The organism is Maribacter sp. TH_r10, assembly GCF_033101095.1.
Lineage (GTDB): Bacteria > Bacteroidota > Bacteroidia > Flavobacteriales > Flavobacteriaceae > Maribacter_A > Maribacter_A luteus.
On the sequence record NZ_JAWMPY010000001.1, the window covers coordinates 1,244,083 to 1,265,770 of the forward strand.

A 21,688-nucleotide genomic window follows, 5' to 3' on the forward strand; every position below is an offset into this window, starting at 1 on the left:
GGTTGTCAATCAACTAGAATGTGTTATTAAATTAACAAATAATTAACAAAAACAACTCTATTAGAACACTTTAAAAGAGGAATTAAGACTGAATTATTTCGGGTAAAATCATCCAGCTAAAGTAAGGCCCATCAAATATTGTTTATTACATATAAAATGTTAGTTGATAGGTAAGGTTTAAAAAGGGATTATAGTTAGTAGAGTCTTGGTAGGTAAATCCTAATATAAAGATTCCTCTATCAAAAGGGGGGGGTAGGGAGAAGTGAGAATTGAAGTGATGGGGTACCATGAAAGTGTAAGACACATCCTTTTCGTTGATACATCAAAATTACAATACGTCTTATGTCGCATATTTCCGTCGGAAGAGAATTTTTGGACTAAAAGGGTCAATGGGTATACCCCTTAAAAGATGAAACATGAACATAAAAACAATTATATAGCTTATTATCCCATAACAAAACATAAACTATTAGATAATACATTATTAAATATTTTATATATAGTATAAACTATCCTATAATACAGCAATACAGTATAAAATATCCCATAATGCACGATAAAATTTCCTTTGATCGTAGTTAACCTTCCATTGATCGAAAATGACCGCCTAGGTTTGGATCCTATTTAAGTAAATGTAAGTTTTGTGTTCAAACTTAAAAAATCGATAATGGAAGTAATCAAGCTTAAATTGAAAACAGAGAACACTAGTGGGGAACAGGCAATAATCATAGTGAAAAAATTTGTAGAGGCGTGTGTTTTTTTAGATGCCTCAAGGATAGAGCCATATATACATGACGATCAGTACTTCGATGATCTTGACAAATATCGATTTCTGGCGTTTCTCAAGTCCCAATTCGATTCTGCCAGGGAAAGCGGCATAAAGAGAATGATCATTAAGGAGGGAAGGTGTGAGATGTGCGTGAAAGGACATCGCACGAGTGAATTCTACAGTGATGGACCAACCCCGAGGTTCGCCTATGTCTTCGAAGTAAATAACGGTGAGATCATCAACATTTTCAATTGCAATGCCAGTTCTGGATGGTTTAAGAAATAATAATTAGTTAAAAACGTTTTAACTTAGTGTTTAAAATTCGATAAATGCAGGACTTATCCTTTACTGTAGATTCACTAACCGAAATTTGCAAGAACACTTTTACATCTCCAATAGAGGAGAGAATCATAAAACTAGAGGGTTTTTATTCGCCAGGAAACAACAAGAAATATGGTGGCGTCTATTATGATGTTTTACATGATGAAAATAAGCTTAGTAAATTCACCCTGGTAGTACCTGCAAAGTTAAGGGAGGACCTAGTCTCCAAACAATATTATGTTTTTGAAGGTCATCTTAATAAAACTACGAACAACTTTAATGACGGTATCATCAAACTACAGTTCAAGGCCACTAAGGTTAAAGGTAGAAAGGACGAATTTCAATTCATTACCAAGGCTGAATTCAGTGTAGTACAGGAGCGGTTTAAACGCCCAATTCCCTTTTTGGACCAACTACTGTTAGAAAAGATTTTAAGCAATCAGAAGCCCGTGATAAACATTATAACAGGTTCTACTTCTATAGTTGGCGAAGATTATAGAGGTCAGTTAACTGATTCTGAATTTTACACTATAAACGAGCACCAGGTTAACCTTTCGAACAGTCAAGAGATTAGTAAAAAGATCAAACTCTTATCAAAAGTAGAGTCGGATATGCTAATTGTTATGAGAGGTGGTGGAAGTGGACTGGAGATATTCAACGACGTAGCTTTATGTAAAGCTTCATTGGAATGCTCTATGCCATTTGTTACTGCTATTGGGCACAAGGAGGACGTTACCTTGCTAGAAAAATGTGCTGATAAAGGTTTTGGTACCCCTACTGCATTCGGCTCATTTCTGCAGAACCTAGTGGACAGATACAGAAATCAAATAACAGATACAGAAATCAAATAAAGGACCGTACCACTCTGAATGAAAGAATAACCGTCCTGGAGAAAGACTTAGCTTTAGTATCCAAGGATAGGGAGGAAAGACTACTAAAGGCGGAGAATTCCATTAAGGAAGAGATACTGAGGGGACAAAAGGACAAGGAGAAATTGGAACAAATTTTTAAGACCAGGGAAAAGCAATATTTATATGTTTTAATCTCAGTTTCGTTTTTACTTATCGTTTGTCTTTTGATTATTTTTTTATAAAGACACTATTAGTCTATTATTCCCCTTTCCCTGGCATAACGTTTCTGATACAGCCCATTGAGTGTATAATATCGTTTTCCTCTAATACATGTGGCGGGAACAAATAGTTTGGCCTCCAAGCTAAAATGAAACAATCCCAATATTAAATTCAGTATTTGTCCGATTTTTATAGCTAATTATAATTTTTTCTAATGTGCCAATCTATATGCCTTAAGTTGGAATAGCTGAAAATGATATTTACTTTGTCCTTTTAAGCTTATATGGTTTGAAAATCTTGACTACCGATATATTTTAAAGATTTAATAGCCTATAATACCTTATTTGACTCATTTTTTTTAGTGAAAGGACCTCTTAATCTGGATGCGAATAGTCTATTACTTTTTAGGGGCTATTAGGCTTTTTGTTAAACAATAAGAAACCATTGTTAAAATTCTTTAAGCTATTAATCTTAACTATTTGTTGCTGAACGACTGCTTACAGTAGGTAATAGATCTTTTTTAAAGTTTAAAGAAAAGTATTATAGACTATCCTGCAATAAGTTTTTGTTTCACAATAAGCTTAAATTATAGCTTTATTATTCGTACAACTAGATTAAGTACAATCCCAAACTGCCCGAAGGGCGTAAAGTCAATCCTACTTTTATATCGAATTTCCTAACTGCCCGAAGGGCGTATAGAGTTCCAAAACTAAATTTGTGTTTGTCATATCAGTTAGAAGCATCCTTGCAAGGGTTCATCCACCCTACATAATGTTAATAAAGCGATAAAACCTATTTTTTAACATTTTAAAATAACATAATGTTTTAAATATAACATTATGTAGTTTTTAATACAACCATCAAAAGAGTCGGCACAAAAAAATAGTTAATACACTTGGATGTTAAGAAAATAATACGTAATATTGCAAAATGATGATAAGAATTGCAAAATTAAAATATTATTTTGTAATAAACTAATTAAAATTATAAATTAACATTTATAAATCTATAGAATCCCTCTAAAGGGTGCCAACCTGTTATCTCATTAATAAGGTGGTTCAATGATTTGGCTAAAAAGCAATTAATGAGTTTAAATATTATACAACAGGACAAAGTAAGGGCACTACTTAAAAGTGAACTAAGCGAAGTTGAGAATGTCAAGTCATATTTAAAGAAAATAGATTCTAAACTTAATGATTCCAAAAGTCCCTACTACCTTAATAGACCCCTATATACCAAGATTACAGTAGCATCACAAAAATCAAAAGACCCATCAACTCATGTCGATGACTTGAAAAATGTTAAGAGTTTGTTTGAACAGGGTAAGACAATGCCAAATTCAAGCATTGAGTTTATACCATTTACTAAAAACAATTTTACTAAACCTTATAACAATGTAATTTGCGATAGTTTGGATAATGTTATCGAAGAGTATGATTTTAATGGCGATCCATTCTTAAAGGGAACCTTTGGATATGAACAAGTTTTGTTACCACAAAATAGATTATCGACCCTTGTTGATTTTTATAGAATTCTACCAGCTATCCTGAATGGGTATAATGTATGCAGAAAACCAGGCTATGGCTGTTTGAAGGAATTGTCAAATGAGCTTTTTCACCACTATGCTCCTAAAAAAGTGCAGGTTATAGGGAATAAATACCGTAATGAATCTTTCAATAAGATAGATAAGATTATTAATAAGGTCGTCAATGAACCTAGACCTATCAAAGGCAGGTTTGTAACGACTAATATCATCTGGAATCCTGATTATGACTTTACTAGTGAACAGAAAAGCCTAATTTTCAATCAATACAATGGTAAACAAAGCAAGAATAAGACTTTTGAATTACTACAATCTTATTATAAAAAAGGGATGACCCAGAAGCAATTATGGGAAATGGCGGGGGTTAGCCGTTCAACTGTTAAAAGGTATTGGGAATCCTTAAAAGCGGCTGTCCCTGAACTTCATGAAAGCAAAGGTGTTGAAGCAGCTTAACGCAATGAATTGGATTATTGTGAGAAAGGACAAAAATAAGAATCACCAAATATAAACGTAAGAAATATATCCTATGGGCCTTGATAATAGTTAACCTTTATACCTCGTATTAAGATACTTTTTGGACGGAAATGTTCCATCAATCCTTTTATGTAATTCCTGACCGTGGAATCTTCCGTATGGGGAGTCTATTATGGAATCATCAACTTCAATCATATAAGTCTTCGGGTTGATTTTTATGAGGGCATCATCAAACAAGCAATGTATATCAGATCTTAATAACAACCCATTCTCTAGCTGGTTGTTCCCAGATATGCTATGAGGCTCTATATGACATGCTTCCAGTACACTTTCTGGTCCATGGCCACTAATAGCGCATTTATGATTATAAGCTTTCAAAAGACTTTCCCTGAGTTTCGGTTGCCCTCTTCTGATGGTTCGGGCAAAGTATTGTTTTTCATTGAAGTCGTCATTAATCGGTGCGGCTATCTCAATGCTGGTGAATTTCCCAAAGTCAAATTCAATTCTGGATATTGAATTGGTGAAGTTCGTCCGTGGGTCGCCACCAATATCATCAAATGAAAGGGGAGGGTCGAATTTATGGTAATCCTCTAAGTGCGCGGCTAGCCTACCCCTTCTTTTTGGATCGTCTTCTAAAGGTGGTTTCGGCTCCAGTTCTTTTATCCTGCCGTATCCAAGCAGACGTTTGTCATTATTGGCAGATTTTTTAGTAAGGCAAAATACTATATAGTCACCAGCCTTTATTTGTAGGGAGTTCGCGATACCTACGGGATATTCATAGGTCTCACCGACTATATCCCCATATCCAGAATGTTTCTTGTGCAGCACTAACCAAGTAGCCATAATCTCTACATTCAAATGATTATTCATCCAAAGATAATCAATACTGTTTATTCATAATTAAAGAAATTTAAAATATCACTTTATTTGAAAAATAGGCTATATGAAGTTGAAAAGTCACTTCTAAGTTTCCAATAGAATCGAGATTACCCAGTGTCCTAAAAACAAAAAGCCCCTAAAATGGGCTTAAAAGAGGTCTTTTTTTTCTGTTCAAGGGCTTGTGCAACGATTACTTCTGTGGTGTACTGGCAATGGTATTTTCTATGTATTTTCTTCCCAATATGTCAAAATGTATTCAGCTACACTAATGTATTTCTCAGCATTGATGGTATTTGGCGGTAATTCTCTATAAGCATTAAGCGCATTTTTGGCACTCGATATTGATTTGTTTTTGTCAATTCTACTATTTCGATAAAATAGAGCTAAATTAATACAAGCCTCTCCATAATATTTTAGGTAAATTTCGGGGCTATCTTCTGCTAACTTATATAAAATCCCCAACCCTTCTTCATAGGCTTTTTCTGCTTTTTTATGTTTCTTGCGAGACGACTGAAAACTTCCCAAATTGTTTAAATTCGTGGCTAAAGTTGATAAATATGTTTGGGGATTGTCCTCCGCTAATTTTCTGGATATACCCAATGCTTCCTTATAGGACTCCTCTGCTTTTTTAAATTTATTTTCGGCAACCTGTAACAGCCCCAAATTGTTCAGATTAGTGGCTACTCCATGCAAATAAGTTTGGGGATTGTCTATCGCTAATTTTCTTGATATCTCCAATGCTTCTTGAATTGATTTTTCTCCTTCTTCGTAATCATTTGTTTCTTCGTATATAACTGCCAGATTGTTCAGGCTAGAAGCAATGTCAGGCAAATGTTTTTGAGGATTAACTTGCGCCAATTTTCTTCTAATTTTTAAGGCTTTTAACAAGGATTCTTCTGCTTTTTCATATTCGGTTTTGTCGTAATACAGAGTCCCTAAATTATTTAAAGTAGTTGCTCGGTATGGTGAAAACTTCTGTGGGTTATCCATTGCTAATTTTCCTAAAATCTCCAATGCTTCTTGGAACGATTTTTCACCCTTATCAAATTTATTTTTTTTCTGATGCAAAATCCCCAAATTATTTAAGCTTGTGGATAAGTCGAACAAATGAACTTGAGGATTGTCTTTTACTAATATTCTTCTAATATCTAACGCCTCTTTTAGATATTTCTCGGAACCTATGTAATTGTTCATTTTTTGCTGATTCATTGCCAAATTATTTAAAGCAGTTGCAACTATAGGTTGATAAGTATTAGGGTTGTCTTCAGCCAATTTTCGTAATATCTCTAATGCATCTTGAAACGATTTTTCACCCTTCTCAAATTCATTTTTTTTCTGTTGCAAAAGCCCTAAATTGTTCAGTGTAATTGCTTTTTCTTCATCACTAGAACAATGAAGCAAAGCTTTTTCATACAAGTCTGTAGCTTTGTAAATTTGTTTGTTTTCTTGTAAAAATAAAGCATAATAAAATGTTGTATCGTAGTTTTCTACTAAGATCATAGCTTTGTGGTAGAGCCGATTAACTTCTTCAAACCTATCGGTTTTTATTCTTAATATAATGGTTTGTGCTTTTATAATAAGCTCGCTTGCTAAGACTTCCCCTCGTTCTTTATAAAGCGCAATATCTTTGTCAATATCATTTTCATTGAGTGTGTGGATTAGTTCATCATATCTGGCCTGAGCAAATAATGCCCTCGATTTATTCAATCTATCAGAATTAAAATCTTTAGATGAGCGGAGCTGCTTTGCAAGATTTATAACGTTATTTACAAACTCTGTAAGTCCAGTTTCTTGTTTATTTTTTTCAACTCCTAGTGCTAGAATTTGAATTTCGAGATTGGAGCTATTTTTTTGTAAAATGTTTTTAGTGCTTTCATCTACTTGGGAGATGGCATCATGTATGCCGCCTATTTGAGATTGCAAAGCGACCATTTCAATGTCTATCTGTTTAAGAGCCTCTAATTTTCTTTTGTATTCTTCAGAAACCGTTATTTCCTTATAGGTAATAATATTATTCTCAATGCTTTGTATTACTAATTGAGCAGTTTTTGCCGAAGTCGCGAAAAGGTTGTCTTTAACTTCATCTATTGATTTCAATATCTCTTTTTGTCCTTCGAGTATTTCGTTAGTTTTAGCTACAAGGTCCTTGTATGCTTCATAATGAGAACGCAGACTTTCCTTAAGACTATGAATTTCTAGGCCAACATCGCCAACGTCATTCGCAATATGATCTAAGTACTCTGTCTGAATAAAGGTTGAGAGTTGAGAATTGTCTTTGAGTTCTTGTGTGAAAAATGCACAGACTATCTTGTAAAAATCCATATCCTTACTGCCTTCTTTCCAACCATCGTATATACAAATTGTTAGCTCTGATTCAACTAGTAGTCCATTGCCTTCAAGTTCGTGGATGATACTGTCTTTGAGTTGTTTAATGAGTTCAGGTATTCTTTCTTCGGCCGTAGTTCCTTCTTTTGGAAAAAGGATATCTCGATATTCACTATCTAAAGTAGAATTAGGTACATATATTTTTCCCTTTTTAGTGCTTTCAATTTCATTTTTAATGAAGTTTTTAATATCATTTAGATTCTCCCAACTTCTACTTGTTAGTGAGAACCAACTCCTTTTTTTTTGGATATGTATTACAGCTAGCAACGTAGCATTCAAATAGGATTTTCGAATAGCGCGATGGATATGATGATTGACAGGTTCATTAATATTTTCACCAATCTTTTGGTTGAGTTTGTTAAATCCTTGACAAAGCCAAAAATCTCCTCTATTACCAATCCAGCCACTCAGCAGAGTCGCCATCATCCATCCTGTAGTTATTGGTTCCATTTAAAATTGTTTCGTTTTTTTGCAAAAACTAAAGATAAGAGTATCTACAACAAAGTAGTAGAAAGTATAATGTTAAATAATATTTTTCGATTGATAATTATTTATGACATCCCCAACTTTAAAAGAATTTGCCACAGTATTAACGAACTCAATTGCTTTCTCAACTACTCCTAGGGAAATAAACTTTTCATCAAGTAAAATAAGCCTTTCAAGTTCTATTAAGTTATCTGAATTCAAACCTTCATCAAAAGGTGAATTTTGTTTTCACCTTTAAAAATTTTCACTAAACTGTCCGAAGTCTTCCCCGTATTTATATGTAAAACGGCCTTTATGAAAAACAATCCATTCCTGTGCATTGTTCCATTCCCTCTTTGACTCAGAACAAGGTATTCTGTCCAAAATCAATAAGAACAGGCCTCATTGCCACAAACCAACTCTTTCGGGCCTGATTATAAAACGTATCGCTTTCTCCCTAAGTGGTTTTCCGTTTTGTCATGTTTAACTTTCAATCTAAAACTAAGGTTGTCCAGTTCCTTGATATAGAAACTGTGTTTAAAATGGACTCTATTAGTTAGCCAAATCATACACTTACAATAAAACTCCTCTCTTTTTTTAACAAGGTCCTTTTGGACGGGGTGGTGGAAGTTATGGGCTAACTTTTGCGGAATAGAGCAGCAACCTATTAAATCTATTCGATTTTCATGCGTATTAATCAAAAAGTATATCCAATATTTTCATATGTGCTTCATCCTGTGCTTCTAAACTTAAATCCTTTTGATATCTGTGTGAAACACTACTTGGTTTATGTGCCATAATTTGCATAAGTAGCAAGTCATTTACACCTGTTTTTCCTCCCAAACTTCTGAAAATATAGCGTGGGGATTTGGTTTTGATTCTTGGAATGTTCAATGTTGTGGTTATTCTATTTAGGGTTTTCAAGTGGTAACCATTCTGCATTCGATACTTTTCTGTAGTTGGGTCTGCATAATATGTGAAAATCCTCTCACTATGCTTGTCTCCATGTTTGTCAATAATTGACTGGGCGAATGGTGAAATCATGTTATTGGTCCATAATCTTGAAGTTTGGCTTCTTAATTTAAAACGTTGGAATTTCAACCTTTGATCTTTAATGCAGGCCCATTTTAAATTGGCAATATCTGCCAAATCATGACCTCCAATAGCTATTTGAAAGAAAAACATATCAATTACCCTAAGCATATTCGTTCTACTTGCTTTGGATGTAGATTTCTTGGGTTCAAAATTGAACAGCTTTTTTAAATCTTCTACTTTCCAATTTTCTTCAGGGTCTTTTTTCGAAATTTGAATGTCTAGCCCGTCAAAGGGGTCAATATTTTCGTTATGAATTTTACCTCGCCTTCTTGCTTCATTATATATTGTTCTAAGCGTTCTAATGGTTTTTTTTATCATTGTACCATTAGTTTTGGTAGTCTTTCGCTTGAAGGCTTCAAAACCTCTTAAAAATTCATAATTAATATCGTTAATATCTAAGGTTGATTCTCCGAAGTAATTGATTACCTGGGTTTGGGCCTCTTCAAAGTGTCTAATGGATTTCCCGCTAAGTCTCTTTTCTTCTATTAGTTTTTGGACAAAACCGAAGAATTCTGTAGGCTGTCTCTTCTCCAATAGGGCTAAACGACGTTTTAAGAACTCGATTTCCTGCAGGTCATCACCTTCGTAACCGTTTTTAATTACATTAATAGCTTGTTCGGGAGAAAGCTGATGTTCGTTGCAATAAGCCTCTCTTTCCTGGTAAATTTTAAGTTTTTTATTCAGTTCAGTAGTCATGCGCAAGACTTTGCTATTTGAGTAGGACCCTATACTAAACTGTCTTTGTTTTTGTAATTTTGAATCGTAAAGTACTACTTTTATTGGGAAGCCTTTCTTTGACTTCTTTCGATTATCTAAGTATAACGATACACTATACACAACTTCTTATTTATTTTAAAGGTAAAAAAAGCTCATAATATTTGCATAATATTTGCCTTAAAATGATAAATATTGACTAAAAATGAAGTAAATAGAGATTCTGATTATTGTGATAATGAAGAAGGATTAAATATAAAACCCCTTGAAAATCAAGGGGTTAATTGTAGTGATCGCGATAGGATTCGAACCTATGACCGTCTGCTTAGAAGGCAGATGCTCTATCCAGCTGAGCTACGCGACCATTTTTCACATTAAAGCAAAAAAAATAAAACCATGTACGACAGAACATACTGCGTTTTATCAATATTTCGGCAAATTTAAATCTTTTAAACTAACTGGAAAGAAAAATTGAAAGAATTAATGGGTAGAAGTGAATAGTAAAGCCATATTCATTTAAGTATTCTGGTCTTTATTCTATCTATTTGAACACCTATTCAACTTCTTTCATCAATACCTCAATGGATTTTTCCAATTGTTCATCTATACCCTTGGCAATTACCTCAGGTTGATTTTTGACAAGTATTTCCGGATTCGTTTCATTGTTTTCCATCCATTCCCCAGCTTTGTTCTTTGAGCTTATGGGCACAACACCCCAACGCCCACCGTTTGGTAATCTTTCCCAACCGGCCCAACTACAGGTTCCGGGTACGGGCATACCTACAGTTTTACCTATTTTCAAATCTACATAACCACTTGCGAAACAGGAGCCGTCACTGTACATTGATTCATTGAAAATTGCCAGAGTAGGCTTTGTCCATCGGGAGGTAGGTTCTCCACCCACAACCCTATCTTCAGTTTCATAGGATAAAAATGGTACACCGGTAAAGAACATGGCCAAATCCGCGACTAAATCACCACCTCCATTGAATCGGGTGTCTACGATTACACCTTTTTTGTCATTGAATTTGCCTAGCATTTCATCATAAATGGAACGGTAGGGTTCATCGCTCATACCTGGAATATGCACATAACCCAAGGTTCCGTTGCTTTTTTTCAAGACCTCCTTTTCATTGTTCTTTACCCAACGCTTATATAACAAAGCACCTTCTTCGCCTAAGTTAATGGGTTTTACGGTGATTTGTTTTCGCTTTCCGGCTTCATCCAAAACATCCAATAAGGTGAATTCTCCTTCAATCCGGTTTAGGTAAAATGCTGCATCTATTGAATTGTCAATGGTCTTGCTATTGATTTTGTCGATTACCATTCCGGGTTTAACATTGAAATCGGCCTTATCCAAGGGGCCGCCTTTGATTATTTCGGTAATTTTAAAGCCGTTACCTTTATAACCATAATCGAAAAATATACCCAACGAAGCCGTTTTATCGCCGTTCTCGATATTGTCGGAAAAACCACCTCCTGCATGGCTCACATTCAGTTCACCAAGCATTTCAGATATCATTTCTGCAAATTCGTAGTCATTTCCGATATGTGGCAAATACTTTTCATATTCAGTACGCATGGCATTCCAATCTACACCGTGAAAAGTTGAAGTGTAGAAAATACCCTTGGTACGAAGCCAAATATGGTCGAACATATATTTGCGTTCCGCATCGGCATCCAATAACATTTCTGAACTTAGTTCAACAGGTTCTGTTTTGGCCATGGTAAGGTCAACTTTGGCTATTTTACCATCAGCCAATAGAAATAGATTTTCCTTTTTGGCATCCCATTGTAGGCTTCCTGTTTTTGCATCCAAAGAAATGAGCATTTTCGTGTTCTTTGTTCTGATTTCGGTTTCCCAGAGATTTAAATCTTTTTCAAAACGGGTGAGGTAATACAGTTTTTCCCCATCTTTAGAAAGAACGGCATCGGCAAGTAACGAAGAGTGTATGGTTAACCGTGACTTTCTTCGCTCAATGTCTTCTAAATCAAATTTCAGGTTTTTTACCTTTTTGGGTTCTTTTTTTTCCTTCTTATTCTTTTTGTCATCAGAATTTTCTTCTTCTTTCTCCTTCGCAGCCTCTTCTATCATTTGCGTTAACTCATATTCTTCCTTTGAGATATTGAACTTGTCCCATGCCTTTTGGTTCAAGAACATGGTATACACATCCATCTCAGTCTTTCCACTGGTCGCGTAGCTTTTTAATCCGTCACGATTGGTAAAATATAAGATTTGATTGCCATCGTTCACCCATTTCGGTAGAATATCGGAGTATCCACTTTGTGTTAGGTTCTTACGTTGTTTTCCGTCTTTCGAAATTAATAAAACCTCAGAATTACTTAAAGATACGCGCCAGTTTACCAAGAGCCATTTGCTATCTGGGCTCCATTGAAAATATTGGTCGCCATCTTCCATATGAATTAGTTCTTTAGGCGTCAATAAGGTATGCACCTCATTATTTTTGAGGTTTTTGACTTTCAGTGTTCTTCTATCTTCGATATAAGCGATATAGGTGCTATCCGGTGAAAATTCGGGTAGGTAAACATCCGTTTTGGCAGTAATTAAAGAGTCTTCCTTGAAAAGTGTTGCCGCAAAGAAATAAGGTTCTTGTGAACGCACTTTTGAAGATTTGAAAATTGACCATTTACCACTGCGTTCACTGGCATAGGCAACCGATTTACCATCCGGAGTGAATTTGACAAAACGTTCTTGTTCCGGTGTATTGGTAATTCGTTTTGTTAGCGAACCGTCTACAGAGGTGACGAAAACTTCCCCTCTACTAATGAATGCAATTTCTTTTCCGTTGGGAGCTATATCCATTTCTAGTACATCGCCATTTACTGAAATATGTTTTATTGAATTATGGTCTTCCTGGGTTCTGATTATGATGTCGACTTTCTTTGCTTCTTCACCAGGTATGAGAGTGTAAATTTCCCCGTCATAGCTAAAAGCCAATTTGCCGTTGCCCATACTCAAAGAGCGTACGGGGTGGGTTTTAAAATGTGTGAGGGCCTTTGTTTCCGAAGTGTTGTCCAGTGACATTGAAAAGACATTGAAACTTCCTTCCCGTTCACTTAAAAAGTAAATGGTATTATCATCCTTTGCGAATACCGGGTTACGGTCTTCTCCTTTGAAAGCTGTTAGTTTCAGGTGTTTTCCAGTGGTTGGGTCGTACGACCAAATATCCCTTGTAATAGCGGATACGTGGTGTTTTCTAAAACGATTTTCATACCCTTTTTTATCATGGTAAACCAATTTTGTGCCATCACTATTTATTTGGACATCTTGGGCAGGTACGGTCAATAACTGGTCTACCCTACCGCCAATTGTTGGTACGCTATATAACTCAGGTTGCGTACTGGTAGGGTATTGTCTGTGGGAGAAATCATCCAATCTACTGGCCCCGAACAAAACTCGGGTGTCATCCGCAGAAAAACTATAGGGAGTTTCGTTACTACTATGATAGGTCAATCTTTTGGCCGGTCCTCCTTGGGCATCCATCACATAAATATCGAAATTACCGTATCTATTGGAAGCAAATGCCAATTGTTGGCCATTTTTACTCCATACAGGTGCGTAATCGTGGGCAGAATGGAAAGTCAGTTGTTTTGCAACACCGCCATCGGCCAAGACCGAAAACAAATTTCCTTTATAGGTGAAAGCAATGGTTTTACCATCAGGGGAAATGGAAGGGTAACGTGCCCATTTCGGATTTGTTTGTGCGGTACAGATATAAGTTAGGCCAATTGTTAAAGCGGTTAAAAATAAACTCTTCATATAGTTATATGGTTGGTATTTAATAATTTGGAAAGGTAAGGATTTGGTTCCTTTGCTACAATACTCCATGAATTTTGATTGCGGAATTAATATGGCATGGAATTTTCCCGATCATAGGCCAGAATAAATGATTTTCTAGCATGGTAAATAGCTGTCATAATTAAATTGTAAAAACCTTCATTTTAAGAATAAGAGGGCAATTATTCGTAACTTCGTTTGTTTGGATCAGGACATGTTCCTATATTAATTTGGAACCAATAATAGTGTATGGATTATAAGCACTTAGTAGAAAGTATAATACAAAATGCCCAGCGTTTTAAAAGTAAAAACGCCATTTATTATAAAGATAACACGCTCAATGAATGGGTAGGTATTTCTTGGACCGATTTTGGGAATCGGATAGAAAAACTGTCAAAGGCACTATTGCATTTTGGAATATCGGAACAACAAAACGTTGCGATTTTTGCTGAAAATATGCCAAACTGGATAATTGCGGATCTTGCAATTATGGGTGTTAGGGCAGTATCGATTCCGATTTATGCCACAAACTCAAAAAAAGAAGCGGAATATGTGATAAATGATGCGGAGGTCAGTCTTCTTTTCGTAGGTAATCAAAATGAGTATGATAAGGCTTATGAGCTTCTGGAAACCTCCGCCTGCTTAAAGCTAATCGTCGCTTTAACGAATACAATAGAATTGCGATCTTCGGAAAATTCGGTTTATTTAGAAGATTTTGTAACAATAGAACCTAATGGACAAATAGAAACGGAGCTACAGAAAAGGTATTACGAGCGCGATATAAACGATTTAGCAAGCATCATCTATACATCCGGTACTACGGGCGAACCCAAAGGGGTTATGTTAGACTATACAAATTTCGGGTCTTCCTTGGTTGCGCATGATTTTGAACTGAACGTTTCCGAAAAGGATGTTTCCTTAAGTTTTTTGCCGCTTAGCCATGTTTACGAACGTAGCTGGGTATTCTTTTGTCTTTATAAGGGAATAGAAATTTATTTTAATCAAGATCCTAAAAAGATAGCTGATGTCCTGAAAGAAGTGAAGCCGACATTAATGTGCACCGTTCCCCGTATTTTCGAGAAGATTTTTGCGGCCATACAAGATAAAAGAAAAGAGGCCTCACCAACTAAGATGAAATTGGCAAGTTGGGCCTTGGGCATAGGCAACAATTATTATAACAAGCACAAACGGCTTGAAAATAAAGTACCCTTTGCGCTAAAATTAAAATATAAAATTGCAGACAAATTGGTCCTCAGTAAATTACGGGACGTTTTTGGGGGACGTATAAAGTTCATGCCATGCGGAGGTGCGCCTTTGGCGGCTGATATGGTTTCGTTTTTTCATTCTTTTGGACTCAATATTAAATGCGGATATGGATTAACCGAGACCACGGCAACGGTTACTTTGTTCGGGGACTCACATTTTGAATTTAATTCAGCAGGGAAGACTATTGAAGGAACCCAGATTAAAATCGGGGATAACAACGAGATTATGGTTAAAGGCCCTGGTGTTATGAAGGGATATTATAAAAAACCGGAAGAGACGGCCAAAGTCATTAAAGATGGATGGTTTTATACAGGTGATGCCGGAAGAATAGATGAAAAAGGCAACTTAGTGATTACAGATAGGATCAAGGATTTAATGAAAACTTCCGGCGGAAAATATATTGCCCCTCAAAAATTGGAAACTGCTTTGATCAATGATTCGTTTATTGAACAGATCGCGGTAATAGGTGACCAACAAAAATATGTAACGGCATTGGCCGTCCCTAGTTTTGAGAATTTGAAAAAATACGCCTTGGAGCATAAGATCACTTTTAAGGATGTTGAAGAATTAATTGCCCACAATCAGATTATAGAACTTTTTGAAAAAAGATTCGAAGAGCTGCAGAAAGAGTTCTCCAAGTTTGAAAAAATCAAGAAATTCACTTTACTCCCCAAGGAGTTCAGTATGGAGGCCGGGGAAATTACCGCAACCTTGAAATTGAAAAGGAAAATAATACAGAAAAAATATAAAGAACTGATCGATAAAATGTATTCAGAATAAGAGTTTCTTGTTATTCGGTATACTCCATAAAAAAAGCCTTTCATTTTTGAAAGGCTTTTTTAGTAGCGGGGACTGGACTCGAACCAGCGACCTTCGGGTTATGAGCCCGACGAGCTACCTACTGCTCTACCCCGCGATATGGGTTTCATCTTTCTTGTTGTGAAACTTCAGTTCATTACCCTGACAAGATGAGCGCTACTATTTGTAACGGGCGACAAATATACAACGGTTTCTTGGTATAATCAAAACTTGTTGCGATAATCTTTTTAAGAACCCACTTAAGTTAAAACTCTTAAAATTCCATATCTTCGAATTTTTATAGCCCATGGACCTTATCAATGATTTTATTGCAAAAATGTTACCTTATACAGAATGGCCCATGTTCATTCTACTTATTTTAGGCGGACTTTTTCTTGTTTTTTATTCCAAACTTTTGCCTTACCGCTATTTTGGTCATGCCATAGCCATCACTATGGGCAAACATGATAAGAAAGATGCTAAAGGGGATGTGAGTTCCTTTCAGGCCCTTTCTGCCGCGGTAGCGGCCACTGTGGGTTTAGGTAATATTTCTGGAGTTGCTATTGCCATTCACGATGGTGGGCCAGGCGTGGTTTTTTGGATTTGGATGACCGCTCTTATAGGAATGTGCATCAAATTTTATTCCTGTAGTCTATCAATAATGTTCAGGGGAACCGATGCCGATGGTAATCTGCAAGGTGGCCCTATGTATTATATTACCAAAGGTTTGGGTGAAAAAGCAAGGCCCTTGGCTATATTTTTTGCTATTTGCGGACTTTTTGGTTTTTTGGGGGTTTTTACGGCCAATCAATTTACTGAAACTTTTATGAGTGTCATAGAGCCATCACAGACGATTTATGCGATGAGTGATGTTAATTGGAAATGGACTATAGGCTTTGTATTGGCAGGGATAACCTCTATTGTGATTTTCGGGGGTTTAACCAAAATAGCCAAAGTGGCTTCTGCCATAGTACCTTTTATGGTGGCGGTTTATTTGATAGCAGTAGTTGTGGTAATGGCATTGAATGCCTCTGAGATTATGCCTGCTCTAAAAATGATAATAACTGAAGCCTGGAATTTTAATACCATAGTAACCGGAGGTTTTTGGGGGTTGGTGATTATAGGAGTTCGTAGGGCCATGTTCTCGAATGAGGCCGGTCTAGGTAGTGCGCCAATGTACCACGGGCAATCAAAAACGGATAACCCGATAAAGGAAGGGCTTGTCGCTATGTTGGGGCCTTTTATAGATACGATTATGGTTTGTACCTTTACCGCTGTTGTTATTATTCTTAGTGGAGCGTATCTTGAAGATCAAAGTGGTATTGTAATGACGCTTTCCGCTTTTGAAAAGACGCTTTATGGTTTTGGTGATGATTTATTGATGTTGATCGTAACCGCATTTGCGCTATCTACATTATTCACCTATTCGTATTATGGTGTTAAGTGTTTGTCGTTTCTTACCAATGCGAAAATCGGTAAATTCTATAATTGGTACTTTGTGGTCATGATTGTATTCGCAGCGGTTGCCTCGTTGGAATTGGTAAAGAACCTTATCGATTTATCGTATGCTTTAATGGTGATTCCCAATATGATAGCAGTCTTATTGTTGGCACCAAAAGTGAATAAGGCTGCAAATGAATATTTTAAAAAGTTGAAGAATGGAGGAGCATAAAGCAGGATTCGTAAATATAATAGGAAACCCCAATGTGGGTAAATCTACATTAATGAATGCATTCGTTGGTGAGAAGCTTTCCATTATCACCTCTAAAGCACAGACTACCCGTCATCGCATCTTGGGTATTGTGAACGGAGACGATTTTCAAATGATTTTATCCGATACACCTGGAATCATAAAACCAGCCTACGAATTACAATCGTCCATGATGGATTTTGTAAAGTCGGCCTTTGAAGATGCGGATGTATTACTATATATGGTCGAAATAGGGGAAAAGGCATTAAAAGATGAGCAGTTCTTCAAGAAAATAGAAAACAGTAAAATACCTGTTTTGCTATTGTTGAATAAAATCGATGCTTCCACCCAAGAAGAACTGGAAGAACAGGTGCAATATTGGCAAGAACAATTGCCATCAGTTGAGATACATCCAATTTCGGCATTGAACAACTTTAACGTTAAGGGGGTGTTTGAACGTATTCTTGAATTACTTCCCGTATCTCCGGCCTATTACCCCAAGGATCAACTTACCGATAAGCCTGAGCGGTTTTTCGTAAATGAGACCATACGGGAAAAAATACTTCTTTTTTATAAGAAAGAAATTCCATATTCCGTTGAAATAGAAACCGAGGAATTTTTTGAAGAGCCTGAAATCATTCGCATGAGAGCAGTAATTATGGTTGAGCGTGAGTCCCAAAAAGGAATCATTATCGGCCATAAAGGTAGTGCGCTAAAACGGGTCGGAATTGAGGCCCGTAAGGATTTGGAAAAGTTTTTCGGCAAACAGGTACATTTAGAGTTGTATGTTAAGGTAAATAAGAATTGGAGAAATGATGCCCGACAATTGAAACGTTTTGGTTACAATAAAAAATAAAGGTCATATTTCCAAAATACGATTCATAAACTGGTGTAATTCATGCATCTGAGGTTTTCCTTTGCTTCTTCCGGCCCTTCCAAAGGCGTATAAAACAAACCAGAGTACAACCATAAAAACCATTAATCCGATTTGAAGGGTCAATGGCCTACCTAATGAGGCACTTGAATAGGCCCAAACACCTAATCCTATAAAAATAGTGGCTACCCCAAAATGAAGGAACATAAAAAAGGTCCATAGCGTAGGGTTTGGCCCAAACAGGCCATAAATTTTACTGCCACCTTGATCGGATTCATTTATTTCCAAATGTAATTGTGGTGACCAAAAATGGACTTTTTTCCTATTGAACTTTATGAATACGTGGTCATCTATTCGCTTCACCAAAAAGGGTGGTAGGTCTGCTTTTTCAAAGGAATTTAAAATTGAATCTTTGGATTTGGCCACTTCAATTTGAAACCTAGGACGCAGGACTATCTCATTCGGTAAAATGCTCATGTATGACTTTTAAGTATTCTGGAATTTAACAAAAAAAGCCAAAAGATACTGCTTATGCCCTTTTTTTTCTATATTTGAGTAATCGATTAAGTGGTTAATATCATCGTTGAAATACCAAAACCCCCATTTGGAATGAAAAATATTGTCATAATTGGAGCATCAGGAGAGCATTGTAGAGTTTTGGATTCTGTAGTTGGTAAAGAGAATTACGAATTTATTGGCTATGTAGATTCTTTTAAAAAAAAAGGTAGAAAGCATAATGGATTCCCTGTTCTTGGGAATGAATCAGATCTTCCTTATCTTATTGATAAGCATAATATTTATGGAGGAATAGTAGCAATTAAAGACGATCGGGAGAAAAGTATGGTCGTTGACAGGGTCTTAAAGATTATCCCCGATTTTAATTTTATATCCTCTTATCTGCCAACATTGAGTACAGAAAGAAATTTGTCGGTAAGTAATGGTAGAATGGTAGTGCAAAATGATTATCTCCATTCATTCAAAGGTCAAACACTTGAAAATAAGATTTTTATACACAGATTGGCCGATGTGCAGACCAGTAATATTGGTATCAAAACCAAAGTATGGCAATTCAGTGTAATTCTAAAGAATGCCCGAATTGGAGAAAATTGCAATATTAATAGTCATACCTTTATTGAAAATAATGTTGTTGTAGGGGATAATGTTACGGTTAAATGTGGAGTTTATCTTTGGGACGGAATGAGGATTGAAGATGATGTCTTCATTGGACCTAATGTTACTTTTACGAACGATAAATATCCTAGGTCAAAGAGTTATCCAAAGAAGTTCCAGGAAACCATAATAAAGAAAGGAGCATCAATTGGTGCAAATGCTACTGTCCTAGGGGGAATAACTATTGGTGAAAATGCCATGATAGGGGCAGGTAGTGTTGTTTCTAAAAATATACCTGACGGAGAACTGTGGGTTGGAAATCCAGCTAAGTTCGTTAGAAAGATAGTGCAGGAATATTCTTCGTGTTGTAGCTAATGAAGGCTGATATCAATGCGTCATATTTTGGTGGCACTTCAATCATGCCTTTTTATTCAGGTGAAACCAATCATTTGCCTTATTGATTTGAATCAATTAAATCCACGCATATTTGGAAAATTTAAAATTCCATATCCTGTTGTAAAATCAATTGTAAGTAGTTTTGGTTGATCAGCTTCTTCATCAATCTACTGACATCTAATACCTTTTGGCCTAAGTTATACTTTTTGGCATATTAATTAATATTACCTTTGCGCCAAAATAAAGTTGTATGAGTGCTATAGTCGCTATTGTTGGAAGGCCAAATGTTGGGAAATCTACCTTTTTTAATCGTTTGATCCAAAGGAGGGAAGCTATTGTTGATGCTGTAAGTGGCGTAACTCGTGACAGACATTATGGTAAGAGCGATTGGAACGGCAAAGAGTTCTCATTGATCGATACCGGTGGTTACGTGGTAGGTAGTGATGATATCTTTGAACAACAAATAGATAAACAGGTTGAATTGGCTATTGAGGAGGCCGATGCCTTAATCTTTATGGTCGATGTGGAGACAGGTGTCACCGGTATGGACGAAGATGTCGCCAAATTATTACGTAGGGTGAAAAAACCGGTTTTTTTAGCCGTGAATAAGGTTGATAACGCCAAAAGGGCAGAAGATGCCGTAGAATTTTATGGACTGGGATTAGGGGAATATTATCCGCTATCGAGTATCAATGGTAGTGGCACAGGTGAGTTATTGGATGCGTTGGTTGAGGTGTTACCGGAAATTGAGGAGGAAGAAAGTGAATTGCCAAGATTTGCTGTGGTAGGTAGGCCCAATGCAGGTAAATCTTCATTTATAAATGCGTTGATCGGGGAAGAACGTTATATTGTTACCGATATAGCAGGTACTACACGTGATAGTATCGATACTAAATACAATCGTTTTGGATTTGAATTCAATTTGGTCGATACTGCCGGCATCCGTAGAAAATCCAAAGTAAAGGAAGATCTTGAGTTCTACTCGGTCATGCGTTCCGTTCGGGCCATTGAGCATAGTGATGTTTGCCTGTTGGTCATGGATGCTACAAGGGGTTTTGACGGTCAGGTCGCTAATATCTTTTGGTTGGCTCATAGAAATAATAAAGGTATAGTGATATTGGTCAATAAATGGGATTTGGTAGAGGATAAAGAGACCAATACCATGAAACAGTACACTGAAAAGATAAAAAAGGCTATTGAACCTTTTACAGATGTTCCTATTCTTTTTATTTCTGCACTGACCAAACAGCGTATTTATAAGGCAATAGAAACAGCGGTGCAGGTGTATAATAATAGAAATACAAAAATACCCACCCGTAAGTTCAATGATATTATGCTGCCAATCATTGAAAATTATCCGCCTCCTGCGTATAAAGGAAAGTTCGTGAAAATCAAGTTTTGTACCCAATTGCCAACGCCATATCCGCAATTTGCATTTTTTTGCAATCTACCGCAATACGTGCGTGAGCCTTATAAGAGGTATTTGGAGAATAAACTGAGGGAGAATTTTGATTTCTCTGGAGTACCGATCAAGGTCTTTATGAGAAAAAAGTAGTCAAATCAACTTTAGTCTAGGGAAATAATGTAGAATCCGTTGGATTTTTCAAGTGGACTTCCGTTAATCTCCAGACTTTGTACTATTGCCACATTACCACAGCAAGAATTGTTTTGGGCCTCTGATTCAATGAAGGTTGCTTTCATTTGAAATAGTTCTTCATTTCCTAAGTGCACGGTATATTCATATTCGCTTTCGGTCCAATTAGGATTTTGAATAAAAAGAATGGGATTTTGGGTAGAATCTAAATCCGACTCAAGGAAAATATTCGTTTCCAAGGCTGTTTCTCCCTCAATGGTGATATTATCTAAAGTATAATCTCCATTGGAAAAAATAGTAGTGCCATCAGCCAGAATATCAAAACCTATAGAAGGAGTGCCTAAACATAAAACTGCGGAACAATCGGTTTTCTCGTCCTCACAAGAAAATATAAAATATAAAAAGAGGAAACCAATAAAAATCTTCTTTAAAACCATATGTATTTT

At 36.2% G+C, this 21,688-nt stretch carries 14 protein-coding genes, 2 tRNA genes and 1 riboswitch; of the genes, 8 read left to right on the forward strand and 8 right to left on the reverse strand.

The genetic code is table 11. From position 1 onward, the window contains the following. Positions 1-667: 667 nt before the first annotated feature. The 3 genes from R3X28_RS05125 to R3X28_RS05135 all read left to right on the forward strand — a co-directional run bounded on the left by R3X28_RS05125 (position 668) and on the right by R3X28_RS05135 (position 4,156). Complete coding sequence (locus R3X28_RS05125) at positions 668-1,054, forward strand: hypothetical protein (RefSeq protein ID WP_317662937.1); 387 nt, start codon at positions 668-670, stop codon at positions 1,052-1,054. Positions 1,055-1,098: 44 nt separating this feature from the next. After that, positions 1,099-1,941: an exodeoxyribonuclease VII large subunit gene (locus R3X28_RS05130; RefSeq protein WP_317662939.1), complete on the forward strand. Its 843-nt coding sequence runs from the start codon at positions 1,099-1,101 to the stop codon at positions 1,939-1,941. Positions 1,942-3,157: 1,216 nt separating this feature from the next. Further along, positions 3,158-3,255: riboswitch (SAM-I-IV-variant riboswitch) on the forward strand. Beyond that, a complete protein-coding gene (locus tag R3X28_RS05135) occupies positions 3,245-4,156 on the forward strand; it encodes a helix-turn-helix transcriptional regulator (RefSeq protein ID WP_317662941.1) in 912 nt (303 codons plus the stop codon). Its footprint overlaps the riboswitch before it by 11 nt. Before the next feature lie 90 nt (positions 4,157-4,246). Here R3X28_RS05135 and R3X28_RS05140 read toward each other — a convergent pair whose 3' ends face one another. From R3X28_RS05140 to R3X28_RS05160, 5 genes are all read right to left on the reverse strand, one after another. Then, the gene (locus R3X28_RS05140) at positions 4,247-5,047 is read right to left on the reverse strand and encodes an HNH endonuclease (RefSeq protein WP_317662943.1); all 801 of its coding nucleotides are present in this window, start codon (positions 5,045-5,047) and stop codon (positions 4,247-4,249) included. A gap of 231 nt (positions 5,048-5,278) precedes the next feature. Further along, positions 5,279-7,891 (reverse strand): tetratricopeptide repeat protein, encoded by a 2,613-nt coding sequence (locus tag R3X28_RS05145; protein ID WP_317662945.1) that lies wholly within the window; start codon positions 7,889-7,891, stop codon positions 5,279-5,281. Between the two features lie 708 nt (positions 7,892-8,599). Further along, a complete protein-coding gene (locus R3X28_RS05150; RefSeq protein WP_317662947.1) occupies positions 8,600-9,697 on the reverse strand; it encodes a phage integrase SAM-like domain-containing protein in 1,098 nt (365 codons plus the stop codon). A 308-nt stretch (positions 9,698-10,005) separates the two neighbouring features. Continuing rightward, positions 10,006-10,079: transfer RNA gene (locus R3X28_RS05155), tRNA-Arg, on the reverse strand. A 189-nt stretch (positions 10,080-10,268) separates the two neighbouring features. Continuing rightward, on the reverse strand, positions 10,269-13,496 hold the full coding sequence (locus R3X28_RS05160) for a S41 family peptidase (protein WP_317662949.1): 3,228 nt from the start codon (positions 13,494-13,496) through the stop codon (positions 10,269-10,271). A 267-nt stretch (positions 13,497-13,763) separates the two neighbouring features. On the opposite strand from R3X28_RS05160, the gene R3X28_RS05165 reads away from it, so the two are divergent. Further along, positions 13,764-15,560: a long-chain fatty acid--CoA ligase gene (locus R3X28_RS05165; protein ID WP_317662951.1), complete on the forward strand. Its 1,797-nt coding sequence runs from the start codon at positions 13,764-13,766 to the stop codon at positions 15,558-15,560. Positions 15,561-15,623: 63 nt separating this feature from the next. On the opposite strand, the gene R3X28_RS05170 is transcribed toward R3X28_RS05165, so the two are convergent. Then, positions 15,624-15,696, reverse strand: a tRNA-Met gene (locus R3X28_RS05170). Positions 15,697-15,885: 189 nt separating this feature from the next. Between R3X28_RS05170 and R3X28_RS05175 the strand changes: the two genes are divergently transcribed. Together R3X28_RS05175 and era are read left to right on the forward strand one after the other, a co-directional pair. Beyond that, positions 15,886-17,250, forward strand: a complete 1,365-nt coding sequence (locus R3X28_RS05175; protein ID WP_317662953.1) for an alanine/glycine:cation symporter family protein — start codon at positions 15,886-15,888, stop codon at positions 17,248-17,250. Then, positions 17,237-18,124, forward strand: a complete 888-nt coding sequence (era, locus tag R3X28_RS05180; RefSeq protein ID WP_154362576.1) for a GTPase Era — start codon at positions 17,237-17,239, stop codon at positions 18,122-18,124. The genes R3X28_RS05175 and era overlap by 14 nt, the downstream gene beginning before the upstream one ends. A gap of 3 nt (positions 18,125-18,127) precedes the next feature. Here era and R3X28_RS05185 read toward each other — a convergent pair whose 3' ends face one another. Further along, positions 18,128-18,619, reverse strand: coding sequence for a GTP-binding protein (locus R3X28_RS05185; protein ID WP_317662956.1), 492 nt, complete (start codon positions 18,617-18,619; stop codon positions 18,128-18,130). Positions 18,620-18,751: 132 nt separating this feature from the next. On the opposite strand from R3X28_RS05185, the gene R3X28_RS05190 reads away from it, so the two are divergent. Continuing rightward, on the forward strand, positions 18,752-19,627 hold the full coding sequence (locus R3X28_RS05190) for a DapH/DapD/GlmU-related protein (RefSeq protein WP_317662958.1): 876 nt from the start codon (positions 18,752-18,754) through the stop codon (positions 19,625-19,627). Positions 19,628-19,898: 271 nt separating this feature from the next. After that, a complete protein-coding gene (der, locus tag R3X28_RS05195) occupies positions 19,899-21,203 on the forward strand; it encodes a ribosome biogenesis GTPase Der (protein WP_154362575.1) in 1,305 nt (434 codons plus the stop codon). 11 nt (positions 21,204-21,214) lie between these two features. On the opposite strand, the gene R3X28_RS05200 is transcribed toward der, so the two are convergent. Further along, on the reverse strand, positions 21,215-21,679 hold the full coding sequence (locus R3X28_RS05200) for a hypothetical protein (RefSeq protein WP_317662960.1): 465 nt from the start codon (positions 21,677-21,679) through the stop codon (positions 21,215-21,217). Positions 21,680-21,688: the final 9 nt, after the last annotated feature.

What these genes read in the sequence shown, in the direction of transcription:
- R3X28_RS05145 (WP_317662945.1), bottom strand. Translation starts at nt 7,891, where the DNA reads ATGGAACCAATAACTACAGGATGGATGATGGCGACTCTGCTGAGTGGC.
- R3X28_RS05130 (WP_317662939.1), top strand. Translation starts at nt 1,099, where the DNA reads ATGCAGGACTTATCCTTTACTGTAGATTCACTAACCGAAATTTGCAAG.
- R3X28_RS05200 (WP_317662960.1), bottom strand. Translation starts at nt 21,679, where the DNA reads ATGGTTTTAAAGAAGATTTTTATTGGTTTCCTCTTTTTATATTTTATA.
- R3X28_RS05160 (WP_317662949.1), bottom strand. Translation starts at nt 13,496, where the DNA reads ATGAAGAGTTTATTTTTAACCGCTTTAACAATTGGCCTAACTTATATC.
- R3X28_RS05150 (WP_317662947.1), bottom strand. Translation starts at nt 9,697, where the DNA reads ATGACTACTGAACTGAATAAAAAACTTAAAATTTACCAGGAAAGAGAG.
- der (WP_154362575.1), top strand. Translation starts at nt 19,899, where the DNA reads ATGAGTGCTATAGTCGCTATTGTTGGAAGGCCAAATGTTGGGAAATCT.
- R3X28_RS05190 (WP_317662958.1), top strand. Translation starts at nt 18,752, where the DNA reads ATGAAAAATATTGTCATAATTGGAGCATCAGGAGAGCATTGTAGAGTT.
- era (WP_154362576.1), top strand. Translation starts at nt 17,237, where the DNA reads ATGGAGGAGCATAAAGCAGGATTCGTAAATATAATAGGAAACCCCAAT.
- R3X28_RS05165 (WP_317662951.1), top strand. Translation starts at nt 13,764, where the DNA reads ATGGATTATAAGCACTTAGTAGAAAGTATAATACAAAATGCCCAGCGT.
- R3X28_RS05175 (WP_317662953.1), top strand. Translation starts at nt 15,886, where the DNA reads ATGGACCTTATCAATGATTTTATTGCAAAAATGTTACCTTATACAGAA.
- R3X28_RS05140 (WP_317662943.1), bottom strand. Translation starts at nt 5,047, where the DNA reads ATGAATAATCATTTGAATGTAGAGATTATGGCTACTTGGTTAGTGCTG.
- R3X28_RS05135 (WP_317662941.1), top strand. Translation starts at nt 3,245, where the DNA reads ATGAGTTTAAATATTATACAACAGGACAAAGTAAGGGCACTACTTAAA.
- R3X28_RS05125 (WP_317662937.1), top strand. Translation starts at nt 668, where the DNA reads ATGGAAGTAATCAAGCTTAAATTGAAAACAGAGAACACTAGTGGGGAA.
- R3X28_RS05185 (WP_317662956.1), bottom strand. Translation starts at nt 18,619, where the DNA reads ATGAGCATTTTACCGAATGAGATAGTCCTGCGTCCTAGGTTTCAAATT.